We start from the raw sequence: 22634 nt of genomic DNA, 5'->3' as shown, positions 1-22634 counted from the left end.
TCTCCGCCCCATGCCGGACCACATATCCGCCTCGACGCTTCCGCAGCTGCTGGAGAGCGCGGCACAGGACACCACCCGAGGCATCACTTTCATCGGCGGCTCGTTCCTGTCCTACGCCGAGCTGCGGGACAGCGCCCGCCGGATCACCCAAGGACTGCGCGACCAGGGCGCCGTCCCGGGAGACCGGGTACTGATCGCCGCGAACGACCCCGAGTCCTTCTTCCGCGCCTTCTGGGGCTGCGTCCTCGGCGGCCTCGTCCCGTGCCCGGTCGCGCCGCCCGCCGACCCGTCCCGCTGGCGCAACCAACTGGACCACCTGCGCGCCCTGTTGGACGACCCGCTGGTCATCGCCTCGAAAGCCACCCACGGCGACCTGCCCGACATCGGCCTGCGGACCGTGACGGTGGAGGAACTGAGCCACGCCGCACCCGAGAGCGCCGCGCCCCACGCCCCCGATCCCGGCGACCTCACCCTCCTCATGCTGACCTCGGGGTCCACCGGCTCCAGCAAGGCCGTCCGGCTCACGCACGCCAACCTCATCGCCGCCCAGGCGGGCAAGGCCGGAGCGCTCGGCCTCGGCCCCGCAGACACCTCGTTGAACTGGATCTCCACGGATCACATCGCCGCGATCGAGGCGCACCTGCTGCCGATGTTCAACGGCGCCGACCAGGTCATGGCCACCCCCGCGACGGTCCTGGCCGACCCGGTGGAATTCCTCCGGCTGCTCGCGGCCCACCGGGTGCGCGTGACCTTCACGCCGAACTTCCTGTTCGGGCAGCTCAACCAGGCGCTCGCCAGGCGGCCCCCCGCGCGGGAGGAGGTGGACCTGTCGCACGTGCGGCACATCATCTCCGGCGGCGAGGCCACCGTCAGCGCGACCGTGCGGGACTTCCTGGCCGCGCTGTCCCCCTACGGGCTGCGCCAGGACGTCGTCGTGCCCGCGTTCGGGATGACCGAGACGTGCGCGGGCAGCGTGTTCAACCGCGACTTCGCCGCCCGGGACCTGTTCACCGAGTTCCCGCCCCTGGGGCGGCCGGTGCACGGCCTGCGCGTCCGCGTCACCGACGGCGAGGGGCGCGTCCTCGCCACCACCGACGAGCCGGGGCCGACCGAGGCGGGCGAGGTGCAACTGCGCGGGCCCATGGTCACCGACGGGTACTTCGGCGACGACGAGGCCACCGCGCGGGCGTTCACGGCCGACGGCTGGTTCCGCACCGGAGACCTCGGACACCTGGACGCCGAAGGCCGGTTGACGCTGGTCGGACGTACCAAGGACTCCATCATCGTCAACGGCGTCAACTACTACAGCCACGACCTGGAAGCGACACTCGACGAGTTGGACGACGTGCGGCGGGGGCAGGTCGCGGCCTTCCCGATCCGGCCCGGGGGAGCCGACTCCGAACAGCTCGCCGTCGCGTTCGTCCCGGCGGGCGACCTCGGCGACGACACCGCCGTGTACCGGGCGGTCGTGGCGATCCGCAGCTCCACGATCATGCACTGGGGGTTTAGGCCCCAGCTCGTCCTGCCCGTCACCGAGGAGCAGATACCCCGCAGCAACCTCGGGAAGATCCAGCGCACCCGGCTGCGCACGGCCGTCGAAGCGGGCGGCCTCGACGCGGCGGTCCGCCGGGCGAGCGAGGTGAGCACCCGGTTCCTCGGCGCCCACGTGGCACCCGAGGGAGCCGCCGAGACCGCGCTGGCCGACATCTACGCCCGCGTCCTGAACGTCGGGGCGGTGCCGGTCACCGCGAGCTTCTTCGACCTCGGCGGCACCTCCCTCGACGTGCTGCGGCTCAAGCTGGAGATCCAGGCCGGATTCGGCATCGATGACGTACCGATGGCGACGCTCCTGCAGGCCCCGACCGTACGGGCCCTCGCCGGGCGCCTCACCGGCGGGCAGGGCACCGGGGGCGACGCCGCGTACGACCCGCTGGTGCCCCTGCAGGTCACCGGGGACGGTACGCCGCTGTTCTGCGTGCACCCCGGCCTGGGGGAGGTGCTGGTGTTCGTGAACCTCGCCAAGTACTTCACCGGTGAACGGCCCTTCTACGCGCTGCGGGCCCGGGGCTTCGGCAAGGGCGAGAGCCACTTCGCCTCGTTCGACGAGATGGTGTCCACCTACGTCGACGCGGTGCGGCGGACCCAGCCCCGCGGGCCCTACGCCGTCGCGGGCTACTCCTACGGCGGCGCGGTCGCCTTCGAGATGGCCAAGCGCCTCGAGGCCGACGGCGACGAGGTGAGGTTCGTCGGCGTCTTCAACCTGCCGCCGAGCATCTCCGGCCGCATGAACGAGATCACGTTCACCGACGGCGCCATCAACCTCGCCCTGTTCCTCGAACTGATCGGCGCCGCCGACGTCGAAGGCCTCACCGCCACACTTCGCGGCCTGCCCGAGGCCGACCAGCTCGCGTATCTGATCGACCAGGCGCCGCGGAGCCGCCTCACCGAACTCGATCTCACCGTCGAGCGGTTCACCGCCTGGGTGAACCTCGCCCAGAGCATGGTGCACCTGGGCCGGACCTACGAACCCTCCGGATCGGTCGCGCGGACGCAGGTCTTCTACTGCACCCCGCTGCGCGGCACCAAGGAGGAGTGGCTGAACGGCCAGCTCCGCCACTGGGACGACTTCACCCGCACCACCAACCGGTACATCGAAGTCGACGGCGAGCACTACACCCTCATGAGCCCCCAGCACGTCCAGACCTTCCAAGCGACCCTGCGGCGCGAACTGGGCCGAGCACTCGCGGAAGAGACCGCAGACACCGGCGAGACCGCCGCCACCGCAGACACGACCAGGAGCCACTGACCATGCACGGGAAGAAGATCCTCATCACGGGCGGCACCGGCCAGGTCGCGCGGCCCGTCGCCGAGGCGCTCGCCGCCGACAACGAGGTGTGGTGCCTCGGCCGCTTCGGCGACCCGACCGCCCGCGAGGCCCTGGAGGAGCAGGGCGCGCGCACCTTCACCTGGGACATGGCCGACGGCGACCTGGCGGACCTGCCGCGCGACTTCACCCACGTCCTGCACTCGGCGGTGCACCGCGGCGACCGGACGGACTTCGAGGAGACCGCGCGCGTCAACGCCGTCGGCACGGCGCGCCTCATGACGCACTGCGCGGGCGCGGAGGCGTTCCTGTACGTGTCGTCCGGCGTCGTCTACGACCGCGCCGACCGCACCCACCGCTACCGGGAGGGCGACCCCCTCGGCGGCACGGCCCCCTGGCTGCCGACCTACCCCGTCGCCAAGCTCTCCGCCGAAGGAGTCGTGCGGGGCCTGGCCGAGGCACTCGGGCTGCCCTCGGTGATCGCCCGGCTCAACATCGCGTACGGGCCGTACGGCCACGGCGGCGTCCCCATGATCCTCTTCAACGAGATGCGCCGCGGAGAGCCGTGCGCGGTGCCGCGCGAGGGGCAGAACTACTGCAACCTCCTGCACACCGACGACGTCGTCCGGCAGGTGCCCCTGCTGTGGGAGGCGGCGCGGGCACCCGCGCGGGTCGTGAACTGGGGCGGCGACGAGGAGGTCGGCGTCACGGACCTGCTGGAGTACATGTCCGCGCTCACCGGCGTACCGGTCGAGCTGGACCGGGGCGACCACAGCCGCGAGACCGCGATCTTCGACCACGGCGTCCGCCGGAGCCTGATCGGTGACTGCTCGGTCGCCTGGAAGACCGGCATCGCCCGCACCCTGGCGGAGCTGTTCGAGGAGTACCAGGACCGCATCGGGGAGTACTTCGACACCCACCTCGACGGCGAACGGAGCCGGCATGCGCAGGCCCTGTGATCTCGACGCGCTCCAGCAGGTGCTGTGCGCCGCCCTCGGCTCCGCCGACCCCGTGGCCTTGCTGGCCCAACTCGGCCAGGACACCGAGGCGTTCACTCCCCTCGACCCCGCCGTGCGGGAACGCCCGACCCTCATCGGCGGCGGATGCCTGTACGGGCCGACCAGCCCCGTCCCGACCCCGCACGCCCTGGCCGAGCTGGTCCGCAGGGCGGAGGCCCTGGACGCGCACCAGATTCTCGTGCCCGGTGTGCGGCGCAGCGACGACACCAGCGCGCTGCGGGCGGCCGGCCTCGTGCCCGTCCCCGCCGCCCCCGAGTGCGTGGTCCGGCTGACGGGGGAGGTGGACGACGTGCTGCGGACCCGCGTCGGCGCCGACCGGCTCCGCGATGTCCGGCGCCGCCACCACGCGGTGTCCCAGGAGACCACGTGGGAGCGGATCCGCCTGCGCGACATCGACGGGAAGCCCTGGGCGCGCGCGGCCTTCGCCGACCTCCACCGGCGCCAGGCGGAGCGGAGGAGGGAGCACGGGCAGCACGGCGACCACGTCTACAACGCCGCCGCCCTCGACGCCCTCGCCCACGGCGCGCTCGCCGACCGCACCGAGCTGTTCCTGCGCCGTCGCGGCGACACCGTCGTCCAGGCCGGACTGACGACCGCCTCCCACAACGGCCGCGGCGTCTACTGCCTCACGCAGGCCATCGATCACGAGGACGCCGCGGTGCGCGACGACCTCTACGTGGCCACCCTGTACCAGCTGTACGCCGACGCCCGCACCTCCGGCCTGGAATGGGTGCACCTCGGCCGGGGGGACGCCGAGCGCATGCGGTGCCTCGGAGCCGACCTGTTCGTCCCGCTCGACCACTGGCTGCGCGCCGAGGGGGTCACGGCCGCGCAGGACGGGCCGCGGGAACCGGAACTGTCGCGGTTCGCGGCCCCGCCCGTCACGACGGTGCCGGTCCCGGGCCCGGCCCGGTTCCGCCACCAGCCGCGGTTCGACACGGTCGACCTGACGAGCAACACCAACCCGTTCCTCGGACCCGAGGGCAACTACCCCCACCTCGACACGACGGAACTCGCCCACACCTACCTCAGCGCCCTCTCGGCACTGCCCGGCCACGAGGGCGTCGACGCCCTCGGCCCCGACCACGTGCTGTTCACCAGCGGGGCGGTGGACGGCGTCATGCTGCTCCTCGCGGCGCTCGCCTCGCCCGGCGAGAGCGTCTGCGTCACCCCGCCGACGTTCCCGCTGTACACCCACTTCGCCCGCGTCCTGCGCCTGCCCCTGGTGGAGGTGCCGCTGCGCGGCGACGACCTGCGCGACCTCGACCTTCAAGGGATCCTGGCGGCGGACCCACGGGTCACCATCCTGTGCGACCCGAACAACCCCGTCGGGACCAGGCTCGACCCGGACCAGGTGCACGCCCTCGTCACGCGCACCGACGGCGTCGTGGTCATCGACGAGGCGTACGTGGAGTTCAGCGAGAACCCCTCGTACGCCGCCCTGGTCGCCCGGCACGACAACCTCATCGTCCTGAGGACCCTCTCCAAGGCCTGGGGCCTGGCCGGTGCCCGCTGCGGGATCGCCCTCGCACAGCCCGGCGTCATCGAGGCCCTGCGACGGCTCCAGGTGCCCTTCGGGTTCACCGACGCCTCGCAGCGCGCCGTCCGGGACCGGCTGACCGACGCGGGCCGAGCGCTCGCCGCCGTCAAGCTCATCCGCGCCGAACGCGAGCGGCTGGCCGCGGCCCTGGACGGGCACCCGGCGGTGGACCGGGTGTTCCCCTCGGAGACCAACTTCCTGCTGGTCCGCCTGCACAAGCACGACCTGGTGACGGAGCGGCTGCGCGACGCGGGCATCGCCGTCGCCGACACGGGCCACGTCATCCCCGCCACCTGCCGGATCTCCATCGGCAACCGGCGCGCGAACGACGCCCTGCTCGAAGCCCTCTCCTTCGCCCTGTGAGCAGGTCGCGGCCCCCGCGCGACCGCCGCCGCGCAACCACCCCGACGCCCCCTGGAAAGGATCCGTTTCGTGGGCACCGAGTCACACTCCACCCCTTCGACCCCGCCCCTGACCAGCACGGTCGTGGCCAAGAACTTCGATCGCTGGAGCCCGCCGCTGATCGAGGAGTTCGACGCCAACACCCACAACGGCCGTATCGGCCAAACGCTCCTCAAGGAGACCGAGACGCTGCGCGTCTGGGAGACCACGCTCCAGCCGGGAGAGCGCGTACCGGTCCACCGGCACGTCCTCGACTACACGTGGATCGCCCTGACGGACGGCCGGGCCCGCCAGCACGCGAGCGACGGCGCCTCGCGGGAGATCGCGTACGTCCGCGGGCAGGTCCTCCACTTCCGCTTCGAAGCGGGGCAACACCATCTGCACGACCTCAGGAACATCGGTGACGACGTCCTGTCGTTCCTGGTCGTGGAGACGAAGGACGGGGTGAACGCGCCCATCGGGCTTCCGTAGCCGGACCGGGGCGCGGTCGGCGGTCACAGTCGGCGGTCGGCCGCGTCCCCGGCGGGTTCGTCGGTGAGCGAGATCGCCGTGGTGATCCGTTTGCCGACGGGCTCCCGCTGCACGTGCAGGCTCTGGCACACCGCCATCACGATCTCCAGACCGTGCTGGCCGATCCGGCCCGGGTCGGCGGGCAGGATCGCGGGCAGCGCGGGCTCGCTGTCCCACACCGTGACGTCCACCGTCCCGCCCCGGGCCTCCAACGTCAGCAGGCACGGCCCCGGCGCGTACTTGCGGGCGTTGGTGACCAGCTCGCTGACCACCAGCTGCACGGTGCTCAGGACGCGCACGGAGACAGGCGTCCCGTGCACGGCTTGAATGTCGGTGAGGAACGACCGCGCCAGGTCGCGGGCGGCACCGATCTCCTCACTGCCCTCGAAGGCACGGGACACCGACAGACCCGAGCTGACCAGCGACGCTATGTCGCCCTCCGCCGCAACTCGATCCATCTGGTCCGTCCCGCCCGCTATGACGCCGTGTCTCACAGGAACGCCTCTACCCCGAAATCGTGCCGGAACGCGGCTGGATCTCATCGGTCGGTTTCGCCCTGAGAGGAAGCCCGCTCGCGGACCGGCGGCTCGGCGATCAGCCGGTCGGCACCGTCGGCGACGAGCCCGCCATGACCGCCGCGGTGAGCCCGAGCCGTCCGCCGGGACGGTGAAGAGGGTGGGCCTGCCGTGCGCGGAGCGGGCGTACGCGAGGGCGTCCGCGTCCAGCCACGAGGGCTGGTCGTCCACGGGGGCGGTCTCGGCCAGGGGAAGGTCCCGCTGCGGGGACGCCCCCTTGCCGAGACGGAGCACGTGCAGTCGCCACCGCCCCTTCGCCGTGCGCTTCTCGTGGGCCAGGCGGTCGCCGTCCGGGGACAGGGACGGGCACTCGACGTTGCCGCGCACCGCTGTGAGGGTGCGGCGGGTGAGGTCGCCGCGCATCAGCCAGGCGCGGCCCTTGGACGCCATGGTCGCGTAGAAGGTGCGGTCGTCGGGCGCGAACGTGATGCCCCAGAAATTGACGTCCTCGGCACGGTAGGGGACGCCGTCCACGAAGTTCAGCATCACCTTTCCGCCCCAGCGGACGGACAACCTCACCAGCGTTCGGATTCACCGCCGGGACACGGGACGTGGTCCTCGAAGCCGTCCTCGACGACGACTTCACGCCCGCACGGTGCCAGGCGTCTTTGAGGGAATCCCGAGTGCTGCCGAGGAAGGTGCTGCGCGAGCTGCCCGGAGCCGAGGCGCACGGTCACTTCCAGTACATCGATTTCGATCCGCCGCCGGGAATCCATGGAATTCGCTGCGAATAGGGCAGTCCGGTGGTCTCAGGGCTCTCCGTGCGCGTGGCCTCGGCGAGCAGCATCCTGATGTGGTCGAGGAACTCCGCCGTCGCGGGGTGCCGCGGCACACGCGGGTGCACGAGGTGGACGGTCACCGAGGGCGCGTCCGTGAGCGGGACGTAGCGGACGCCGGGGTGCGGGTGGCTGTGGCCCGCGCTCTCCGCGGTGACGCCGACGGCCTCACCGGTGGCGATGGTGGTGAGCCATTCGTCCACACCGGGCACTTCGAAGGTGTGCGGGCGCCGCCCGGTCGGCCACAGGTGCGCGGCCGTCGTGGCGGCCGTCGAGCAGATCACCACCGGCTCGTACGACAACTCCTCCAGGCGGACGGCCTGTTGACCGGCGAGCGTGTGGTCCACGGCCAGGGCGGCGACACGGCGCTCCCGCAGCAGCGGCACGCACACCAGATCGCTGTCCGGCACGGGCTCCGTGCGGAGGAGCGCCAGGTCGACCTCGCCGCGCCGCAGCGCCGCCTGTGGGTCGTCGCGGCGCAGGACCTGAGCCGCCGTGTCGGGCCGGTTCTCGCGCCAGGCGCGCAGCAGGGGCACCGTGTACCGGCCGAGCGCGGACCACGCGAAGCCGATGCGCAACGGGCGTCCGTCGGCGGCGGTCTCGGCGAGCGCGTCGTCGACCAGGCGCAGGATGCGGTGCGCGTGCTCGACCAGGCGCCGTCCGGCGTCCGTGAGCGCCACGTGCCGGGTCGAGCGGTCGACGAGGCGGGTGCTGAGCCGGCTCTCCAACTGGCGCAGGGTGCGCGACAGCGCGGGCTGGCTGACACCGAGGGCGATCGCGGCGTCCGTGACGGTGCCTTCGGCGTCGATCGCGACGAGGGCCCGCAGATGCCGCAGTTCGACGTCGGCGGCGTCCCCGCGGCCGGCCTCCGCGGGGGTCCCGCGCCCGGCCCGCACGGCTTCCGGGGCGGCCCCGAGTCCGGCCCCCACGGCTCCCGCACCCCCGCTTCCAGCATTCATAACCAGGAAGCATAAGCACTGCGTGGCGGACATTTCCCGGTCGGCGGCGGGCCGCCCTAGGGTCCCCGCCATGAAGATTCTCCTGATCGGCGCCGCCGGAAAGCTCGGCGCCGCCGTCCACCAGACGCTGTCCGCGCGCGGCCATCAACTCGTCACTGTCGGCCGCAGCAGCGGTGACCTGCGCCACGACATCGCCGACCCGGCCCAGATCGCCGCCCTGTACGCGGCGGCCGGCCCCGTCGACGCCGTCGTGAGCGCCGCGGGCGACACCCCGTTCAAGCCCGTCGCAAAGATCGAGCCCGAGGACTACGAGGCGGCGTACCGCGGCAAGGTCCTCAGCCAGATCGAACTCGTCCGCCAGGGCGTCGCGCACGTCGCCGCCCGCGGGTCCTTCACGCTGATCTCCGGTGTCCTCGCCGACGAGCCGATCCCCACCGGGAGCGCCGCGTCCATGGCGAACGGCGCGGTCGAGGCCTTCGTCCGGGCGGCCGCCATCGAGATCTCCCCGCAGCGCGTCAACGCGGTGAGCCCGACCGTCTTCACCGAGAGCCTGGCGGACTACGGCTCCTTCTTCCCCGGCATGCCGCCCGTCGACCTCGCCCGCGTCACCGAGGCGTACGTCCGCTCCGTCGAGGGCGCGCAGACGGGACAGGTCTACGCCGTGCGGTGAGAGACCCGTCCGCGGGGCGGCCGCCGGTGAGGAACGCGCACCCGGTGGCCGCCCGGAACGCGGCCGCTCTCCCCGGCCACCGCGGTAGCGATCACGTGCAGGGGTGTGGCCCCCGGGGGCGCGACGGGGGGAGGCTCGCCGTGCGGACAGGCGCGTCATCCCCGGCCCTGGGAGGATCACTTGAACACGTCACCTCGTACGCCGTACCGGATGGACCCGGCCGGAGGCTGCCCGCACGCGGACAACGCCCGGCTGCTCGCGGAAGGCGCCGTGGCCGACGTCGTGCTCCCCGGCGACGTGCCGGGCGCGGTCGTCCTGGGATACGAGGCACTGAAGGAGTTCCTCGCCCATCCCGAAGTCGCCAAGGGCGCCGCGCACTTCACCGCGCTGAGCCGGGGCGCGATCCCCGACGGCTGGCCGCTGCGGACCTTCGCCACCGTCCCGGGCATGACCACCGCCGACGGGGACGACCACCGGCGGCTGCGCACGCTGGTGAGCAAGGCGTTCTCCGCGCGCCGGGCGGAGAGGCTGCGGCCACGGATCGAGACGCTGACCGCCGAGCTCCTGGACCGCCTCGCCGACGCCGCCGTCGACGGGGGCGGGACCGCCGACCTGCGCGCCTCCTTCGCCCTGCCGCTGCCGATGGGCGTGATCTGCGAACTGCTCGGCGTGGACCCCGAACACCGCGACCTCCTGCACCATCTGTCGAACCAGGTGGTGAGCACGGCCATCGGACCGCAGGAGGCGACAGCCGCCAACCGCGCGATGACCGAAGCCCTCGCCGCCGTCGTCGCGAGCCGCACCGAGCACCCCGGCGACGACCTGACCAGCGCGCTCATCGCGGCCCGCGACGAGGACGGCGACCGGCTGAGCCCGCAGGAGCTGATCGGCACCCTCCTGCTGATGATCATCGCTGGTCACGAGACCACGCTGAACCTGATCACCAACGCTGTCCGCGCGCTCTGCGCCCACCGCGACCAACTCCACCTCGTCCGCTCGGGAAGGGCCGATTGGACGGACGTCGTCGAGGAGACCCTGCGCTGGGACAGCCCCGTCAGCTACTTCCCGTTCCGCTACCCGACCCGCGACCTCACCCTGCACGGCACCCTCATCCCCCAGGGCACCCCCGTCCTCGCCGGATACTCCGCCGCCGGACGCGACACGGCGGCGTACGGCCCCGACGCGCACCTCTTCGACGTCACCAGGCCCGCCCGGACCACCGGATCCACGCGGCACCTCTCCCTCGGGCACGGCGCGCACTACTGCCTGGGCGCGCCCCTGGCCAGGATGGAGGCGACGATCGCCCTGGAGCGCCTGTTCACACGCTTCCCCGACCTCGACCTTGCCGTCCCCGAGGCCGAACTCGCCCGGAACGAGGGCTTCGTGGGCAACAGCGTGCGGGAGCTGCCCGTGCGTCCGACGGGCTGAGTGGCCGCCTTCACCCGGCGCCTGCCCGCTCCCGGGCCCCTGCTGGCGGGCCGAACGTCACCGTGGTGTCGAGGCCGCCCTCGGAACCGGGCCGGGCGATCACCGGCGCGCTGTGGGCCTCGGCGACGGCGGCGACGACGGACATGCCGAGGCCGTCGCCGCCGGGGGCCCCGGCGCGCGTCTTGAAGCGCTGGAAGGGCTGGAAGCGCGCCTCGACGCGCTCGTGCGGGATGACAGGACCGCTGTTGGTCACCAGGAGGACGGGCAGGGGGACTCCAGGTGAGGTGGCGGGCAGCGCGTTCAGGAGCGAACCGGCTGGTGACGCGCGGCGCTTTCCAGCCTCACGCGCCGTCCGGCGCGCCGGTACCCGACGGCTGTCCGGCGCCACTCCGCCACTCAGCGGGGCTGCCCCCCGCCATGCGGCGGGGGGCAGCCCGTGGCGACTCGGCTCACCCGCCGGGGCGCCCGGTGGGGAGCAGGAGCTGGGTCGCGACGAGCTGGGCGTACAGGTCGTCCTCCGGCACCAGCTCCTCGTGAGTGCCGATCGCCCGGACCGTGCCGGCGTCCATGACGACGATGCGGTCCGCGTCCGTGACCGTGGACAGGCGGTGCGCCACCACCAGGACGGTGGTCTCGCGGGCCGTCTCGGCGATGACGTCCCGCAGCGCCGCCTCGTTGACCGAGTCGAGCTGTGAGGTCGCCTCGTCCAGGAGCAGCAGCCTGGGCCTGCGCAGCAGGGCGCGGGCGATCGCGACGCGCTGGCGTTCGCCGCCGGACAGCTTCGAACCGCGGTGCCCGACCAGGGTGTCCAGGCCGTGCGGGAGACGGTCGACGAGGGTGTCGAGCCTGGTGCGGGCGAGGACGGCGCGGATGTCGTCGTCCGTCGCGCCGGGCGCGCTGAAGACCAGGTTCTCCCGCAGCGTGCCGGCCAGAACCGGTGCGTCCTGCTCGACGTACCCGATGACGGACCGCAGCTCGGACAGCGGCCACTGTCGTAGTCCTGGTCGTCGATCAGGACGCGCCCGCCGGTCGTCTCGTAGAACCGCTCGATGAGCGAGAAGACCGTCGACTTGCCCGCACCCGAAGGCCCGACGAAGGCCGTCATCCCGGCGCCCGGCACCTCGAAGTCCACCCGGCGGTGGATGTCGGGCAGCCCGGGCCCGTAGCGGAAGGACACGCCCTCGAAGCGGACCGACGCCGGACGCACCTCGGTCCGCACTGGCTCGTACGGGGCCGGCGGCTCGGCCGCCAGACGGTCCACCTCCTTGATCCGGGAGATCGCGGCCGCGCCCTCCTGGTACGCGGAGGCGGCCTCGACCAGCTTGTACACCGGCTCCATCAGGAAGAACAGGTACAGCAGAAAGGCGATCAGCGTGGAGACGGGGATGTCCCCGGACGCCACCCGCGCCCCGCCGACCGCGAGCACCGCGAGGAACGCCAACTCGACGGCGAGGTTGTCCGCGGTTCCCAGCAGTGCTTCCCACTTCGCGCCGCGCACGCCGTGGCGCCACGCCCGCCGGGCCGACGCCTCGACGCGGGCGATCTCCCGCTCCTCGGCGCCGGACGCCTTCACCGTGCGGAACGCGCCGAAGACCCGCTCAAGGCCGGTGGACATCTCCCCGACCGCGGCCTGGGAGCGCTCGGCGGCCTGCCCGATCCTCGGCATCACCAGGGCGGCGCCCGCGCCGACGACCACGACGACACCGAGCGTGACGCCGAGCAGGACGACATCGAGGAAGGCCATCACCACCACCGCCGCGATCAGCGTGAGCGCCCCGGTCGCGGCGTTGACCACCGCCTGGGTGCTGACGGCCCGCAGCAGCGTGGTGTCGGAGGTCACCCGCGACATCAGATCGCCCGGCTGCATCCGGTCCACCGCCGAGAGCCGCAGCCGCAGCAGCGGGCCGATCAGGCCCCGGCGAGCGGCCAGCACGACCGACTCGGCCGTCCGCTCCAACACATAGGCGCCGAACGCCTCGGCCACCGTGCTCAGCAGCACCAGCACGGTCAGCGCCAGCAGCACGGTCGCGAGCGTGCCACCGGACGAGAGCCGGTCGACCAGCGCCCGACGTTCCCACCGTTCCCTGCTCCGGCCTGCGGCCGAGGGCAAGCGTGGGGCCCCAGCTCCTGCGCACGCTCTGTCATGCCACCAGCCTGGAAGCCCGTGCCTTCCGTCGGCCATCCGGCGATCGTCGGCTGGACCCCCGCCAAGTGGCTGGAACCCCCGCACACGCTGTGATGCTCGACGACGTGCTTTCGGTGGGGTGTGCGGTCCGCCGCCTGCCGCGTGCCTCGGAGGCGGCAGGCCCCCACCCCCTCGCCCGGCGGGGTCCTGCCGGGGGTGCGTGCGGCTGACCCCGGCGACAGGCCGGGGCGCGGTCGTGGACGGACGGCGGGCGCGGCCCGATGCTCTGACCCATGCCTCCGCTCATGATCTTGCGCCGCGTCGGCAGGTCCCGCCCGGGCAGTGCCCCTCCGGCCCCGGGCCGCGCCCGACCCGGCCCGGCCGGGTCGGCGCTCGCACCGAGCGCCACCGCACCCACCCGGTGCCGCGCCATCGCCGCCCTCGTCACCGCCTGCGCGACGGCACTGGGCGCCACCCCGGGCGCGAGCGCGGCGGAGCACCGTGCCCGCACCGGCGCCGACACGCGGGACACCTACCGTCACGCCCCCGCCGACACCCCCGCCGACCGCGCCCATCGCGACTTCCTCGACCACGGTCCCGGCATCTCCGTCATGACCGCCGCCCACCGCGGCCAGTGGCGCAAGGCACCCGAGAACAGCCTCGCCGCGCTCCGCGCGGCCTTCGCCGACGGCGCCGAGATCGTCGAGGCGGACATCCGGCTGACCAAGGACGGCGTGCCCGTCCTGATGCACGACGCGACCGTCGACCGCACCACCGACGGCACCGGCCGCGTCGCCGACCTCAGCTATGCCCGACTGCGTGCCCTGCGCCTGCGCGAGGGCCTCGGCGGCCCTCAGGCGATGCTCACCGCCCACCGCGTCCCGACGCTCGCCGAGGCCATGCGGGCCGCACGGACCAGCGGGCTCGTCAACCTCGACCAGGCCTGGAAGGACCGCGAGGCCGTCTGGCGCGTCCTGGTGGAGACCGGCACCGTACGCAACGGCCTCTTCAAGTCCGCGGCGCCCGTGCCCGAGGTGCGGGCGTTCCGTGCCCGCCACCCCGACGCGCTCTACATGCACCTCGTCGACGACACCAACGCCGCCTCCGTCACGGAGTTCGGGACGGACCGGCCGCCCGCGTTCGAGGTCGTCTTCGACGACGTGGGCGACGCGGTGGCCGATGCCGCCTTCCTGCGCGGGCTGCGGTCGACGGGCCGCGTGTGGATCAACAGCATGCGGGACGCCCTCGCCGCCCGGTACACCGACGAGGCCTCGCTGATCGCGCCCGCGCGCGGCTGGGCGACGCTCATCGGTGTCCACGGGGCGTCGATCCTGCAGACGGACAACGTAGAGGAGTTGGAGACCTACCTCGCCACGGGGGTGGCGGGCGCGGTGCCGCCCGGCGCGGTCCGGGTCCAGGCGGAGGACTACGCCCCGGGCGGCGAGGGCACGGGCTACCACGACGTCGACGCCGGGAACCGGGGCGACGGGCCCGGCCGTCCGGGCGAGGACGTCGACGTGTGCGACCTCGACGGCGCCGTGGCCGTGTGCTGGATGCGCGGCTCGGAGTGGCTCGCCTACGAAGTGGACGTGCCGCAGTCCGGCCGCTACACGCTCAAGGCTCGCGTGTCGTCCCCGTACTCGCCCGCAGGGACCTACCGCGTCGCCGTCGACGGCAACGCCCCCGGCCCGCCCGTGACCGTCGCCGGCACGACGTCCCACCAGGCCTTCGCGCTCCAGGACAGCGGCCAGACCCGGCAGTTGACGCAAGGACGGCACACCCTGCGGCTCTCCCTCGACGAGGCCGCGTTCCAGAACTGGAACCTCGACCACCTCCAACTGGAGCCGGTCGGCACCTGAAGGCCCGACGGCGGATGCGGCGGGCGCGGCGGAGTAGCTCGCGACCTGGGACGAACCTGTGAAACGCAGGTCGCGAGGCATACACACAGGGCGTGCGAAAATGCGTTCTTCATGACGTCCGAGAAATGACGGGGGAGACGCGTGAATCAGGTGGTCTACGCCGAGCGGTCCCGCAACCCCTTCGCCCAGCTGGTGGAGTTGACCGAGCAGGGGCTGAAGGCCAACTACCGCACGACGCCGCTGAGCGAACTGCACCTGGTCGCCATGGCCGACGCCTACCGGCGCGGGCGCTGGCTGGGCGGCGCAGGCTCGGAACGCGGGCTCGAGGAACTGCCGGAGGGGCCGGGCGTCGTGCCCGTCACCCGCGTCACCGGCACCACCAGGCCGATCAAAGTCCGCAGGGCCGCGGAGTTCGCACACCGACTGGGAGAGTTGGCGCTGCGGGAGAGCGGTGGCGCCGCGCGGGTGGCGGCCCTTGCCACGCAGGCCGATGCGGAGGAGGTGCCGCTGTGGCTGGCCCGGCGGTTCGCTCCGGGGCCAGCCGGACCGGTGACCGTGGTCGTCGACCGCCGCCTGATCCGGGTGGACGTCTGGGGCCCGTACGCCCCCGTGGTCCGCATCAGGGCGCCGCACGGCCTGGTCACCACCGACAGGTCCCCGAGCCGCGGACTCGTCCTGACCGTGGGCGGGGTCGCCGTCCCGCTGACGCTCACCAAGGTCTGGCGCAAGTCCCGGAGCTTCGTCGGCGCGCAGAGCCCGCACGGCTCGTGGGAGTTGCGGCGCGTGGACGCGCTCTCCTCGGAGCTGCTGCGCGACGGCCGCCGGGTGGCCCTGCTCCGGCGGCCCGAGCGGCGCCGCCGCCCCGTGCCGGACACGGTCCTGCTGCCGCTCACGGAGATACACCACGACACGCCCGACCCGCTCGACGCCGTCATGGCGCACACCTTCGCCGTCGCCTTCGGCCTCGGCGACACCACCGGCGCCTACCGCTTCCGCGCCCAGAAGCCGCGCCACGCCCACAGCGGCGAGCCGGTGGTCGTCGAGTGGGACTCCGCCTGGTTCAGCAACCTCGGCTGGGGCAGTGACGACAACGACTCCGGCGGCGGTGACGGCTGGGGCTCGGACGGCGGCGACGGGGGCGACGGCGGAGGCGGCGGTGGGGACGGCGGCGGTGGCGGGGACGGAGGTGGCGGGGGTGGCGGGGACTGACCGCGCCGAGGAGGGCGCGAGGCCGGGGTGTGCCCGGTCAGGCGGCGCGTTCCCGGGGCGACGCGCCGGGCCCAGGCGTGATCAGTAGCATGCCCAGTAGCTCGTTTTCATGAATCACCACTCGAAAGGCAACACAATGCCCCGTGCGACCGCCCGCCACATCCTGGTCAAGACCGAGTCCGAGGCGACGCAGCTGAAGGAGCAGATCGAGGGCGGCGCGGACTTCGCCGAGCTCGCCAAGAAGCACTCCTCGTGCCCCTCGTCCCGCAACGGCGGCGACCTCGGCACGTTCGGACCGGGCCAGATGGTCGCCGAGTTCGACCAGGTCGTCTTCAGCGCCCCCGTCGGCGAGGTCCAGGGCCCGGTGCGGACGCAGTTCGGCCAGCACCTCATCGAGGTCACCAGCCGCGAGGACTAGGACCTGTCCACAGGCCCGTCCGAGGAGTGCTTCTTCGTCACGACGAACCGGTCGATGACCAGACAGTCGATCTCCGTGGCGAGGAAGCACTCCAGCGCGTCCCGCGGTGAGCAGACGATGGGCTCCCCGGCCACGTTGAAGGACGTGTTGAGCAGACAGGGCACGTCCGTGCGGGCCGTGAAGGCACGCAGCAGCCCCGCGAGGACGGGGTTCTGCCGGTCGTCGACCGTCTGGACCCGGGCCGTGCCGTCCACATGGCAGGCGCCGGGGATGCGCTCCTGGTACTCCGCGCGCACCGGGAACACGAACGTCATGTACGGGGACGCGGTCTTCTTGCCCATCTCGAAGACCCGGGGGGCCTCCGACTCCAGGACGACGGGCGCGAACGGCCGGAACGGCTCCCGGTGCTTCACCCGGACGTTGATGATGTCCTTGATGTCGGGGAAGGCCGGGTTGGCGAGGATGCTGCGGCTGCCCAGGGCACGCGGCCCGAACTCGGTACGCCCCTGGAACCAGCCCACGACGTTCTTCTCTGCGAGCAGCTCCACCGCCCTTTCGGTGACCGCGGCGACGTCGGCCTCCTCCTGCCACTCGACGCGGTCCGCGTACGCCGCCAGCGTGTCGAGGATCTGCCGCTCGTCGAACGACGGGCCCAGGTACGGCGTGGTGACGGCCTCGGCGGGCCGGTTCCTGAGACCTGCCGTGTACACGGCCGCGCCGATGGCGACGCCCGGGTCGCTGGCCCCGAAGCTGACCTCCATGCCCGTGAACGACGACCGCTCCAGCATCTTCGAGTTGGCGACGCAGTTCAGCGCCAGACCGCCCTCGAACAGCAGCGTGTCCAGGCTGGACGCCGCGGTCAGCGTCCGCAGCTGATGGGCGGTGACGGCCTCCACCATGTGCTGGGCGAGGCCTGCGACCTTCACGCGGAAGTCGAACTCCTCGCGCTTCACGCTGTCGCCGTCGAAAACGTCGTCGAACAGCGCGTAGTACGCCTGCCGGTCCCGGGGGACGTCGATCGTGTACGAGCCGTTCTCGTGCAGCCGCACCACGCGGTCGAGCAGGGGATTGCGCAGCGGCGGCGGGCCGTAGGCGGCCAGGCCCATCACCTTGTACTCGTCGTTGTTGGGCACGAACCCCAGATAGCGCGTGATCCTGCCGTAGGCCACGCCGAGCGAGCTGGTCATCTCCACGGAGCTCTCGTCGAAGACGCGGACCACGCCGTCGCGCAGCTCGCCCATCACGGCGGACAGCATCTCCGCGCGGCCGTCGCTCACCAGGAACGCGGCGTCGCCCCCGCCCGCCAGATAGGCGCCGCACATCAGATGGGCCAGGTGGTGGGGGACGAGGGCGAGCTTGTTCGGGTCGAGCTCGTAGCCGGTGCGCTGCACGAAGTCGCCGTGCACGGCCTCGCGGCTGAGCATGTCCGTGTACAGCTCGCCCGTGCGGCGCAGGGAGTCGAACTTCGCCGCCACCGACAGGTCGGCGGCACATATGCGGGCGATCATCTCCTCGGCCACCGTCGGCGAGAAGCGCCAGGGGAAGGCGAACATGTCGACCTCGTCGAGGCCGACCCCGGCGGAGTCCAGACACCACCGGATCGCCCGCTCCGGGAAGTCGGCCGTCTTCTTGACCCGGCTCAGCCGCTCCTCCTCGACCGCGGCGACCACCTCGCCGTCGATCACCAGTGCCGCCGCGGCGTCATGGCCCACCAAGAGGTTGCGGTCGATCCCCGTCGCCCCGTAGAGCCGCCCGAACAGTTCCGCACCCTTGGTGAATCCGTTGTAACCGAGCACGATCACTGGTCCTCAGCCTCCACAGCGCGACAACAGCGGCGGGACGGCACGCTACTCGGCTGTATGCAGGAGGGACAGATGTGGCGCGAGAGCGCACCAGTGGCGCCGGGGGCCGGTCGGGATGCTCAGCGCGCCAGGTGCTTGATCCTCTCGAAGGGGTACCCGGCGACGGCCACGACGACCAGACCGTAAGCCGCGACGATCAGCAGGCCCGTCGTGCTGATCGCGCGGTCGCCGTCGGACAGCAGGACACTGCCGAGCGGCACCAGCGGGGCGACACTGAGGATCGCCGCGCCGGTGCACCAGTGCGCGACCAGGTGGTTGGCCCGGGCGCGCAGCTCGGGGTCGCGCTTGACCTCCTCCGGCACGTCGTAGCCCACCCCGCGGTCGCCGACCTCGCCCCGGCGCCCGACGCGGGCGGCGAGCAGCGAGACCCCTGTCATCAGGAGGAAGCAGCAGAGGATGAAGACGTACGCCATGAGAGTGCGGGCCCCGGAGGTCTGGTGAGGTCATGTGATGATCAACAGTACTCGGCATTCATGATCGGGAGGATGGAGTCCGACTCCCAGTCCCCGTTGTAGTTGAACGCGAGCTGATGGCGGCCGTCCTCGGTGGTGACGGCCAGGGAGAGCCAGCCCACCATGCCTCCGCCGTGGCCCCAGACGGTCCCTCCGCACTTCGTCTCGAACCGCTGCAGGCCGAGTCCGTAGCCCGTGTCGGGGCCCTCGGGGGTCTTGACGGTGGTCTTCATCGCCTTGAGCTGGCGCGGCGGAAGGAGCTTCCCGCGCAGCAGCGCGCGGTAGAACCGGGTCAGGTCGCCCGCGGAGGAGATGATGTCGCCGTCGCCCCAGCCCTGGGAGCCGTTCATCTCGGTGATGTCGTCGATCCGGTCGGGCCGGTCCTTGAAGAGCTTGGAGTAGCCGCGGCTGCTCGGCCGGGGGAGATGGATGCTGTTGCCCGGGTTGGAGGTCTCCTTCAGGCCGAGCGGCTCGATGATGCGGTGGCGCACCTCGGCCTCGTACGTCCTCTTGCCGACCTTCTCGACGATCAGCCCGGCCAGGACGTAATTGGTGTTGGAGTACGAGTGCTTGGCGCCGGGCTCGAACAGCGGCCGGTGGGAGAGGGCGATCCTGATGTGCTTCCTCGGCGGCAGGGTGGCGTAGCGGTTCTTGAGGTAGCCGTCGCCCTCCAAGTACGTCTCGCTGTACTTCTTGTCGGAGAGGTAGTCGAACAGGCCGCTGGTGTGGTTGAGGAGCTGCCGCACGCTGATCCTGCGGCCGTCGTTGCCGTTGCCGCGCACCAGCCCGGGCAGGTGCTTGTCCACGGTGTCGTCGAGGCTGAGTCTGCCCTCCGCCTCCATCTGGAGGAGCACGGTCGCCATGAACGTCTTGGTGATGCTGCCGACGCGGAACCTGTCGTCCTTGCCGCGCGGCTCACCCGTCTTGAGGTTGCCGACGCCCGACGCCGCCTTCCACACGCCGCGACCGTCCCGCGCCTGGGCCGTGACACCGGGGACGCCCGCCCGCACGGCCGCGTCCATCGCACGCTGCGTCGCCCCGTGACCGGACGCCCCGGCGGCGGGGTCCGGCGCCGCGTGGGCGGGGGCGGTGAAGGCGGTGGCGGCCACCGCGGCCACCACGAGACCCACCCCGCCGATCCTGGACCTCTTGCGTAATGCCATCCCGTTCTCCTCACTGTCGTCTCCGTAACAAGACCGAACAAGGCGACGAAGTGGTTGAGAAGGACCCGAACTCTTCCCGCGAGCCCCAACGAGCCGCGGGCGCGCCCCAGTTCCGGATGGGCACCGGCGAGCCGCAGCGCGGTGGCCTCTTCCTGGACGCCGACCGTACGGCCCGGCGCCTCCAGGGCGTACACCTTGACGACGTGACCACCGGCCTCACGGACCGCCGAGGTACGGACGGTACGGGCGTGGTGCCCGTCGGACAGGGCCAGCAGCGCCCCGGTGTCCAGCCCGGCCGGCATCTCTCTGAGATCACTCATCCGGACATGACGCCCTGGCCCGGCCCCGCGGAGGACCGGGCCAGGGCACTGTGCGGTGCCGCCGTCAGTACAGCTTCTTCACCGCCGTGGCCGTCGTGGTCTTGAAGGCGGACACCGGGGCGTCGGAGAAGTCGCCCATCTGCCCCCAGTGCACGAGGGTCACCGTCCTGCCGTCCCGGCCGACCGCGTACATGTTGATGTCGGACGCACCCCAACTCGCCTCGGTGTGGACGCCGTAGACGTGCGCGCCCTCCTCGACGTTCACCTTGCCGTAGTACTTCTGCGCCGCCGTGACGTCGGGATACTGCGCCATCACCTTCTTCGCGCAGCCCGCGAGGTCCTTGCGCAGCAACTCGGCCAGGGCCTTGGCGCGCCGCACGTCCCGCTCGACCACCGTCACCTGCAGGGCGCCGGTGTCCAGGTCCGTGCGGTAGGCGCGGTGCACGGACGTCGACGGCAGCACCTCGCCCCCGCACATCGGCAGCGGGTCCGGCTGGCCGGCGGTGACAGGACCCGCGTGCCAGGCCGACGACGCGTGCGGCGGCAGCTCGGACGGGGACAGGAACCGGGGCGTACCGTCGGCGGCCGAGGCCGGAGCGGTCCCCACCGCCACGCCCGAGGCCGCCACCACGGCGGCCATCGCCAGCAGCTTCACGTTCACACGCACACTCATCATCGACATCTCCCCACGTCGGAGCGTCGACCCGGCACTTCGGGCCGACAGGACCGCCCCACGGCGACCTACGTTCCATACGACCCGCGGCCCCCCGTACCCGTTGCCCCCGCGCATGTCACGGCTCTGTCCCTCATGTCACCGAACGGCAACAGCCTTACGGGGCAAGGGAGTCGGGGGAGTGCGCAGGCGGGTGCGTGCGGGGCGTCAGCGCGTGGGCAGGACGCACACGCTGTCGATGCCAAGGACGTGGTTGAGCCTGCCGAAGGCGAGCCACGAACCGATGCTCATGCTCAGCTCCACGATCTCCACCTGGCTGTAGTGCGCCTTCATCCGCGCCCAGAACGCCTCGTCGAGACCGTGGTGGTCCAGGGCGTACCGCTCGGCGTACTCGGCGGCGAGCCGGGTGCGGTCGTCGAAGGCGTCGGTCGTGCGCCACTGCGTGACCGCGTCCGCGAAGCCGTCCTCGACCTTCTTCCCGTCGCGTTCGGTGCGCCAGTCGAGGCAGAAGACACACCCGTTGATCTGCGCGGTCCGCAGCCGCGCCGCCTCGAACTCGCGCAGCCCGAGCGTGCTGTGCTCGTACACCGCGAGGGAGAAGTGCGCGGCGGCCGCGCCGATGCCGGGGACCAGGTCGCCCCACACGTACCCGATCGGCTCCTGCCCTTCGGGAATGTCGATGATCATGGCAGCTTCCTTCCCAGGGTGCCCACCGCGGGCCGCAGCGGGACGTCGAGGGCGTCGTAGAGGCCGGGCTCCGCCGCCGCGAGCCAGTCGATGGCGCCCACCAGCCGGCCCACCGCGGTGGCGTTGCCGCCCGCGGAGCGGTTCTCGTCCTCGTCGGTGGCCTCGACGGTGACCGTGATGCGCGGGCGGCCCTCGATCAGGACCCGGTGCGCGCCGTCGCCGTCCGGGGGAGTGGGCCAGTCCGGGGCGCAGGAGGGGTGGATGCGCGTGACGTGCTCGATGACGACGCGGGGTTCACCGGCGACGATGCCCTGCACCTCGAACCGCACGGCGCCCTGGGTGCCGGCCTCGAACCGCCCCATGGTCCGGGTCGTCACCGTCGCCTCCAGCGGGCGGCGCTCCACCGTCTCGCGGATCTCGTCGAGTTCGACGCCGAGGGCACGGCACATCAGGCGTATCTGCCCGCCCCACACCATGGTCGGCACCGAATCCGCGAGCATCAGCGGCTCGTACGCCATCGGGTGCCCCATCCCGATCAGGTCACGGACCGAGGCCTCCTGGTCGTACGTCGAGTAGTCGAAGATCTCCTGACAGCGGATCACGTCCATGGTGGTGCCGAGCCCGCTGATCAGAAGCGGCAGCACGTCGTTGGCCCAGCCCGGGTCGACGCCGGAGACGAACAGCGAGCCGCCCCCGGCCGCGATCGCGGCGAGGACGGGGGCCCGCAGCTCGGGCGGGGCGCCCGCCTTGTCGTAGAACGCGTACAACGACGGCGTCACGACCACCGCCCCGACGCCGATCGCCCTGATGACGTCGGCCATGGCCTCGTCCGGGCGGATGTCACCGGACGCCGCGTACACCACGGCCCGCGGCCGGCCGTCGAGCACGGCGTCCACGTCGTCGCTGGCCGCGACCCCGAGGCCGCGAGGAAGCCCGGCGAGCTCCCCGGCGTCGCGGCCGACCTTGGCGGGGTCGTGCACCACCACGGCCGCCAATTCCAGCGCCGGATGGGCGTCCACGGCGCGGATGGCCGCGCGTCCCACATTGCCCGTTCCCCAGACCACCGTGGAAATCATGCGGCGGAGGGTAACGACAGGGCCTCGCACTTCCTAGGGCCGTGACCGCACCTTGTGAAGGAGGACGGGGCCGGGGAGCGGCCGCAG

Annotated in this window: 18 protein-coding genes and 1 pseudogene; 9 read left to right on the top strand and 10 right to left on the bottom strand. The window is 72.4% G+C overall.

All coding sequences use genetic code 11. The features are described 5' to 3' along the window. The first annotated feature begins 10 nt into the window (after window positions 1-10). The 4 genes from QUY26_RS00795 (at window position 11) to QUY26_RS00780 (ending at window position 6256) form a co-directional block, all read left to right on the top strand. Entirely contained in the window at window positions 11-2806 is a 2796-nt protein-coding gene (locus QUY26_RS00795; RefSeq protein WP_289943148.1) for a non-ribosomal peptide synthetase, read from the top strand. A gap of 2 nt (window positions 2807-2808) precedes the next feature. After that, the gene (locus QUY26_RS00790; protein ID WP_289943147.1) at window positions 2809-3783 is read left to right on the top strand and encodes an NAD-dependent epimerase/dehydratase family protein; all 975 of its coding nucleotides are present in this window, start codon (window positions 2809-2811) and stop codon (window positions 3781-3783) included. Further along, on the top strand, window positions 3767-5746 hold the full coding sequence (locus QUY26_RS00785) for an aminotransferase class I/II-fold pyridoxal phosphate-dependent enzyme (RefSeq protein ID WP_289943146.1): 1980 nt from the start codon (window positions 3767-3769) through the stop codon (window positions 5744-5746). The genes QUY26_RS00790 and QUY26_RS00785 overlap by 17 nt, the downstream gene beginning before the upstream one ends. Window positions 5747-5815: 69 nt before the next feature. Then, window positions 5816-6256 carry a hypothetical protein gene (locus QUY26_RS00780; RefSeq protein ID WP_289943145.1) on the top strand — a complete coding sequence of 147 codons (441 nt, stop codon included), beginning with the start codon at window positions 5816-5818 and terminating at the stop codon, window positions 6254-6256. Window positions 6257-6279: 23 nt separating this feature from the next. Here QUY26_RS00780 and QUY26_RS00775 read toward each other — a convergent pair whose 3' ends face one another. Next, a complete protein-coding gene (locus QUY26_RS00775; RefSeq protein WP_289955359.1) occupies window positions 6280-6753 on the bottom strand; it encodes an ATP-binding protein in 474 nt (157 codons plus the stop codon). Between the two features lie 790 nt (window positions 6754-7543). Further along, the gene (locus QUY26_RS00770) at window positions 7544-8605 is read right to left on the bottom strand and encodes a LysR family transcriptional regulator (protein ID WP_289943144.1); all 1062 of its coding nucleotides are present in this window, start codon (window positions 8603-8605) and stop codon (window positions 7544-7546) included. Between the two features lie 70 nt (window positions 8606-8675). On the opposite strand from QUY26_RS00770, the gene QUY26_RS00765 reads away from it, so the two are divergent. Beyond that, window positions 8676-9275: a short chain dehydrogenase gene (locus QUY26_RS00765; RefSeq protein WP_289943143.1), complete on the top strand. Its 600-nt coding sequence runs from the start codon at window positions 8676-8678 to the stop codon at window positions 9273-9275. Between the two features lie 210 nt (window positions 9276-9485). Next, the gene (locus QUY26_RS00760; RefSeq protein WP_289955357.1) at window positions 9486-10703 is read left to right on the top strand and encodes a cytochrome P450 family protein; all 1218 of its coding nucleotides are present in this window, start codon (window positions 9486-9488) and stop codon (window positions 10701-10703) included. 10 nt (window positions 10704-10713) lie between these two features. On the opposite strand, the gene QUY26_RS00755 is transcribed toward QUY26_RS00760, so the two are convergent. Continuing rightward, window positions 10714-10956, bottom strand: coding sequence for an ATP-binding protein (locus QUY26_RS00755; RefSeq protein WP_289943142.1), 243 nt, complete (start codon window positions 10954-10956; stop codon window positions 10714-10716). Window positions 10957-11152: 196 nt separating this feature from the next. Further along, window positions 11153-12885 (bottom strand): annotated as a pseudogene (locus QUY26_RS00750) (ABC transporter ATP-binding protein). 236 nt (window positions 12886-13121) lie between these two features. On the opposite strand from QUY26_RS00750, the gene QUY26_RS00745 reads away from it, so the two are divergent. The 3 genes from QUY26_RS00745 (at window position 13122) to QUY26_RS00735 (ending at window position 16314) form a co-directional block, all read left to right on the top strand. Then, window positions 13122-14687 (top strand): glycerophosphodiester phosphodiesterase family protein, encoded by a 1566-nt coding sequence (locus tag QUY26_RS00745; RefSeq protein ID WP_289943141.1) that lies wholly within the window; start codon window positions 13122-13124, stop codon window positions 14685-14687. Window positions 14688-14828: 141 nt separating this feature from the next. Beyond that, window positions 14829-15896 carry a hypothetical protein gene (locus tag QUY26_RS00740; protein ID WP_289943140.1) on the top strand — a complete coding sequence of 356 codons (1068 nt, stop codon included), beginning with the start codon at window positions 14829-14831 and terminating at the stop codon, window positions 15894-15896. 136 nt (window positions 15897-16032) lie between these two features. After that, window positions 16033-16314, top strand: a complete 282-nt coding sequence (locus tag QUY26_RS00735) for a peptidylprolyl isomerase (protein WP_289943139.1) — start codon at window positions 16033-16035, stop codon at window positions 16312-16314. On the opposite strand, the gene QUY26_RS00730 is transcribed toward QUY26_RS00735, so the two are convergent. The 6 genes from QUY26_RS00730 to QUY26_RS00705 form a co-directional block, all read right to left on the bottom strand. Beyond that, a complete protein-coding gene (locus QUY26_RS00730) occupies window positions 16311-18116 on the bottom strand; it encodes a carbamoyltransferase family protein (RefSeq protein ID WP_289943138.1) in 1806 nt (601 codons plus the stop codon). The two genes, QUY26_RS00735 and QUY26_RS00730, sit on opposite strands and share 4 nt — an antisense overlap. A 119-nt stretch (window positions 18117-18235) precedes the next feature. Beyond that, entirely contained in the window at window positions 18236-18589 is a 354-nt protein-coding gene (locus tag QUY26_RS00725) for a hypothetical protein (RefSeq protein WP_289943137.1), read from the bottom strand. 41 nt (window positions 18590-18630) lie between these two features. Then, the gene (locus tag QUY26_RS00720) at window positions 18631-19791 is read right to left on the bottom strand and encodes a serine hydrolase domain-containing protein (protein ID WP_289943136.1); all 1161 of its coding nucleotides are present in this window, start codon (window positions 19789-19791) and stop codon (window positions 18631-18633) included. A gap of 384 nt (window positions 19792-20175) precedes the next feature. Further along, window positions 20176-20787, bottom strand: a complete 612-nt coding sequence (locus QUY26_RS00715; protein ID WP_436840239.1) for a hypothetical protein — start codon at window positions 20785-20787, stop codon at window positions 20176-20178. A gap of 204 nt (window positions 20788-20991) precedes the next feature. Beyond that, window positions 20992-21471: a carboxymuconolactone decarboxylase family protein gene (locus QUY26_RS00710; RefSeq protein ID WP_289943135.1), complete on the bottom strand. Its 480-nt coding sequence runs from the start codon at window positions 21469-21471 to the stop codon at window positions 20992-20994. Next, window positions 21468-22547, bottom strand: a complete 1080-nt coding sequence (locus tag QUY26_RS00705; protein ID WP_289943134.1) for an NAD(P)H-dependent amine dehydrogenase family protein — start codon at window positions 22545-22547, stop codon at window positions 21468-21470. The genes QUY26_RS00710 and QUY26_RS00705 overlap by 4 nt, the downstream gene beginning before the upstream one ends. Window positions 22548-22634 lie beyond the last annotated feature (87 nt).

Origin of the sequence: Streptomyces flavofungini, assembly GCF_030388665.1 — a bacterium.
GTDB lineage: Bacteria > Actinomycetota > Actinomycetes > Streptomycetales > Streptomycetaceae > Streptomyces > Streptomyces flavofungini_A.
This window is presented reverse-complemented; position numbering and strand designations above follow the sequence as displayed.